Annotated in this window: 5 protein-coding genes; 4 read left to right on the top strand and 1 reads right to left on the bottom strand. The window is 61.8% G+C overall.

Going from position 1 to position 5,127, the window contains the following annotated elements:
- The 3 genes from EN935_RS21650 to EN935_RS21640 form a co-directional block, all read left to right on the top strand.
- A partial coding sequence (locus EN935_RS21650) for an ATP-binding protein (protein ID WP_127373592.1) occupies positions 1–1,018 on the top strand: 1,018 nt, incomplete at its 5' end.
- Between the two features lie 114 nt (positions 1,019–1,132).
- The gene (gene phoU, locus EN935_RS21645; RefSeq protein ID WP_109666524.1) at positions 1,133–1,858 is read left to right on the top strand and encodes a phosphate signaling complex protein PhoU; all 726 of its coding nucleotides are present in this window, start codon (positions 1,133–1,135) and stop codon (positions 1,856–1,858) included.
- A gap of 91 nt (positions 1,859–1,949) precedes the next feature.
- Positions 1,950–2,960: a magnesium and cobalt transport protein CorA gene (locus EN935_RS21640; RefSeq protein WP_126067633.1), complete on the top strand. Its 1,011-nt coding sequence runs from the start codon at positions 1,950–1,952 to the stop codon at positions 2,958–2,960.
- A gap of 130 nt (positions 2,961–3,090) precedes the next feature.
- Here the strand turns inward: EN935_RS21640 and EN935_RS21635 are convergent, their stop codons facing one another.
- Positions 3,091–3,609, bottom strand: coding sequence for a GcrA family cell cycle regulator (locus EN935_RS21635; RefSeq protein ID WP_126067634.1), 519 nt, complete (start codon positions 3,607–3,609; stop codon positions 3,091–3,093).
- 354 nt (positions 3,610–3,963) lie between these two features.
- Between EN935_RS21635 and EN935_RS21630 the strand changes: the two genes are divergently transcribed.
- On the top strand, positions 3,964–5,127 hold a 1,164-nt coding region (locus tag EN935_RS21630; protein ID WP_164771252.1), incomplete at its 3' end, for an aspartate aminotransferase family protein.

The raw sequence follows: 5,127 nt of genomic DNA, 5'->3' as shown, positions 1-5,127 counted from the left end.
GTCAGGTGAATATCTTGCGGCCGCCGTCGCCGATCCGCTGATCATCTTCGACCGGACAGCCACCATCGTCCACGCCAATGCCGCCGCTTTCGCCGCCTTCGGCGGGATAGCGCCGGGCATGTCGCTGTCGTTGAAATTCCGGGCGCCGGAAATGCAGGCGCTGCTGGACGGCGTGCTGTCGGGCGACCTCGCCTCCGATGTCGTCGACTATACGGAAAAGCTGCCGGTCGAACGGGCTTACCGGGTGAGCGCGTCCTCGGTCGGCCACGCCACCGATCTTTATGTACTGGTGTTCAAGGACCAGAGCGAAGCGCGCAGGATCGACCGTATGCGCGCCGACTTCATCGCCAATGCCAGCCACGAACTGCGCACGCCGCTCGCCTCCATCGCCGGCTTCATCGAAACGCTGCGCGGGCCGGCCCGCAACGACCCGGCGGCGCGCGATCAGTTCCTGCAGATCATGCAGAGCCAGACGGGTCGCATGGCGCGTCTGATCGACGATTTGCTGTCGCTGTCGCGGCTTGAGATGAAGCCTTATCTGAAGCTTGGAACCGAGGTCGATCTGCGCGAGACCGTCGACAGCGTCATCGATTCGCTTGGACCGCTGGCCAGGGAAAACAGCGTTGCCATCGAGCGGGACTATGCCGATGGGCCGCTTGATGTGCCGGGCGATCGCGACGAACTTTTTCAGGTGTTCGAGAACCTTCTGGAAAACGCCTGCAAATACGGGCAGTCGGGCGGGCGCGTCGTGGTGTCGATCGCGCGCAGCGATGCCGGCTCGGAACCGGGTATCGACGTGACTATCAGGGATTTTGGCCCCGGCATTCCAGAAGAGCACATTCCGCGCATCACCGAGCGTTTCTATCGCGTCGATGTCGAGACCAGCCGGACCCAGAAAGGCACCGGCCTTGGCCTGTCGATCGTCAAGCATATCCTGACGCGCCACAACGCAAGGCTTTCGATCAAGTCCGAGGTCGGTCAAGGCGCCGCCTTCTCGGTTCATTTGCCGACGCACTGAAACCGCCCTAGTTTTCCACCAGACCGTTTCTTTTTTCTGTCATCCGGCTAGCGTATCAGCGGGGATTCGAGGAAACGACTCAAAGTCAAAACACCCGTGGGAAGGCATTTTATCATGCAGTCCGTGCATACTATGAGCGCCTATGATGAGGAGCTCAAATATCTGTCGAAGCGCATCGCGGCGATGGGCGGCCATGCCGAGCGCATGGTCGAACAGGCGGTTGCCGCTCTCGTCAACGCTGACCCCGGCCTCGCCCAGAAGGTCATCCGCGATGATGCCGTGCTGGATGAAGGGCAACGCGAAATCGACGACAAGGCGATCATCATCATCGCCAAGCGCCAGCCGATGGCGACGGATTTGCGCGAGATCGTCGGCGCGATCCGCATCTCCGCCGACCTGGAACGGGTCGGCGACCTCGGCAAGAACGTCGCCAAGCGGGTGGTTGCTGTCACCGACGGACGCCAGCCGACCAGCCTGTTCCGCGGCCTCGAGGCCCTGGCCAACCTGGCGCTGACCCAGCTCAAGGAAGTGCTCGACGTCTACGCGTCTCGCTCGGTGGAGAAAATCGGCTTCGTGCGCGACCGCGACGACCAGATCGACGCCATGTACACATCGTTGTTTCGCGAATTGCTGACCTACATGATGGAAGATCCGCGCAACATCACGCCCTGCACGCATCTGCTGTTCTGCGCCAAGAACATCGAGCGTATCGGTGATCACGCCACCAACATCGCCGAGACCATCTACTACATCGTCACCGGCGAGCAGTTGCCGGCCGAGCGACCCAAGGGCGACAAGACCGACAAGATCGGTCTTTCCGAGACGCTGCCGGTTAAGTGAACGGCCGCCTCTCGAACCGTCGCCCGAATTACGCTAAGCTTTCCGGGCTTTGCCTCTATCCTCGTCCGTGGATTTGCTTCGGGAGGTCGTGATGGAAAATGTTCGGAACCTGACCCCGGCGCCTGCGCCTGCTTCCGGCATAATCGCTTGCGGCGTCTACACGGCCGGGCGCCGCATCGCCGATATTCCCATCGAGGAAGCCGGCGAATGGGCAAAAAAATCCGGTCATGTCGTCTGGATTGGCCTGCTCGAGCCCGACCGCAACCTGCTTCTGCGCGTTCAGGCGCAGTTTCACCTGCATGAACTGGCGATCGAGGATGCCGAGCACCCACACCAGCGGCCGAAGATCGAGCAATATGGCGATGCCTTGTTCATCGTCGCCCGCACCGCGCAACTGATCGACGGCCGGGTCACCTTCGGCGAGACCCATTTGTTCGTCGGCAGCGGCTACATTGTCAGCGTTAGGCACGGTCCTTCGACGTCCTATGCCGCCGTTCGTCAGCACTGGGAAAGCTGCCCGCATTCGCTGGCCAAGGGCGAGGATTTCGTTCTCTACGCCATTCTCGATTTCATCGTCGACAACTACATGCCGGTGCTCGAGCAGATCGAGGACGAAGTCGAGGTGATCGAGGATAGGGTTCTGTTGAAGCCAATGACCGGCCCTGACATCGAGCGGCTCTATATGCTGCGCCGCGATCTCTTGCGCCTGCGCAATGCAGCGCTTCCGCTGGTCGAAGTCTGCCGACGGTTGACCAGCGCCGAGCTGCCGCAGATCCATACAGCCATGCATCCGCTGTTTCGCGACGTGACCGATCACATCCGCACTGTCCAGGAAAAGATCGACAGTCTGCGCGAGGTGCTGGCGTTCGCTTTCGAAGCCAGCCTGCTGGTCGGCCAGAGTCAGGAAACGGCGATCTCCAAGAAGCTCGCCTCATGGGCCGCCATTCTGGCGGTGCCGACGGCGTTCGCCGGCATCTACGGTATGAATTTCAGCGACATGCCGGAACTGAAGATGGAGTACGGCTACCCGATGGTGCTGACCACGATCGCGCTGATCTGCGCGTTCCTCTACTGGCGGTTTCGCAAGAATGGGTGGCTGTGAAGATAGGGCAGTAGGGCAGTAGGGCAGTAGGGCAGTAGGGCAGTAGGGCAGTAGGATGGCATTTCGTGAGCGCAGCTTTCCGCACTCATACTGCCCTACTGCCCTACTGCCCTACTCCCTATTCCCTTGCCTACCGGCTCCGCCGCCGCTCCGATGCCGGCTGGAACGCCACGCGGGCGTGATACTTGCAATAGGGCCCGGTTTCGGCGGCCTCGTTGCCGCAGAAATGGAAATCCTCCGAAAGCGGATCGCCGTTCGGCCATTTGCAGGTCCGCTCAGTCAGCTCGACGAGTTGCAGATGCCGCGAGATCGGCAACACGACATTCTCGACCGGGCGGATGTAGTGGCGTGCCACCGGTTCGGCATCGAACTGCGTCTGCAAGGCCGTCGCGCCGATCGACGTCGTGACATGGCGTGCCGCGGTTGCGGCGCGTGACACCGATTTCTGAACGGTCGATCCTTGCGCCGCCTTCTTTTGGCGTGCCGGCGTGGCGGTCGAGCGTCCGCGGCCCGACAGTTTCAGCCGGTGCACCTTGCCGATGACCGCGTTGCGGCTGACCCCTCCAAGCTGTGCAGCAATCTGGCTCGCGCTCAGACCCTCCGACCACAGTTTCCTGAGAAGTTCTACCCGCTCGTCAGTCCAGTTCATGACCGCGCTCCTCTAAGCGTGCGGCAATCGGAATCCCTTACCGACCCGGCAACATTTGCCGGGGCAGACACCACATATATCTGGTGATTAGGTCCGCCGCACGAAATCTAGTTATTTCTCGACTACAACTACTCTATCCGCTGACTCGGTGACAAGAGTCCCAAGTGCAACACGAATCGGTTTTTTCGGTTTTCCCCAACTTGCCCGGTCGCTTATGAGCCGGCGTCTCGTTAGGGGGCTTGCCGCGCGCCACTACGCGACGTTTTCGTTGACTTCATGGCCGAAAAACACGATAAGCCGCACAGGCCGCCGCTTTGGCGGCTTTTTGATTTTCCGGTACCGGAGACGCATATAATGAGCGGTTCGGCGCTTTACGAGACCTTTGCTCGCGCACCCCTGGCCTTCGACCACGGGGAGGGCACTTGGCTGATTACCGACAAAGGCGAGCGATATCTCGATTTTGCCGGCGGCATCGCCGTCAATTCGCTCGGCCACAGCCATCCGCATCTGGTCGCCGCACTCACCCAGCAGGCCGCCAAGCTCTGGCATGTTTCCAATCTCTATGAGATTCCGGGGCAGAGCCGGCTCGGCGAGCGGCTGGTCGACGCCACTTTCGCCGACAAGGTGTTCTTCACCAATTCGGGCGCCGAGGCGCTGGAATGCGCAATCAAGACGGCGCGCCGCTACCAGTTCGTCAACGGACACCCCGAGCGCTTCCGCGTCATCACCTTCGAAGGCGCCTTCCATGGCCGCACGCTGGCGACCATCGCGGCCGGCGGCCAGTACAAATATCTCGAAGGCTTCGGTCCCAAGGTCGAAGGTTTCGATCAGGTCGGTTTCGACGACATCGACGCCGCTGAAAAGGCGATCACGCCGGAGACGGCCGCCATCCTGATCGAACCGGTGCAGGGCGAGGGCGGTATCCGTCCGGTGCCGACGCAATCGCTGAAGCGGCTCAGGCAATTGTGCGAGCAGCACGGCCTGCTGTTGATTTTCGACGAGGTCCAGTGCGGCATCGGCCGCACCGGCAAGCTGTTCGCGCATGAATGGTCAGGGGTTACGCCAGACATCATGGCGATCGCCAAGGGCATTGGCGGCGGCTTCCCGATGGGCGCCTGCCTTGCCACGGATGAAGCGGCCGTCGGCATGACCGCAGGCGTGCATGGCACCACGTTCGGCGGCAACCCGCTGGCGATGGCTGTCGGCAACGCCGTGCTCGATGTCGTGCTGGAAGACGGCTTCCTCGAAGATGTCCAGCGCAAGGCGCTGCTGCTGAAGCAGGGGCTTGCGTCGGTCGCCGACGAGTTTCCCGAGGTCATCGAGGACATCAGGGGCGCGGGGCTGATGCTCGGCCTCAAATGCGCCATGCCCAACACCAAGGTGAACATGGCATTGCGTGATCAGCACCTGCTGGCGGTGCCAGCCGGCGACAACGTCATTCGCCTGCTGCCGCCGCTCACCGTCACCGATGCTGAGATCCACGACGCGCTCAACCGCATCCGCGCCGGCGCCAAGGGC

The organism is Mesorhizobium sp. M7D.F.Ca.US.004.03.1.1, from assembly GCF_003998635.1.
GTDB classification, from domain to species: Bacteria; Pseudomonadota; Alphaproteobacteria; order Rhizobiales; family Rhizobiaceae; genus Mesorhizobium; species Mesorhizobium loti.
This window is presented reverse-complemented; position numbering and strand designations above follow the sequence as displayed.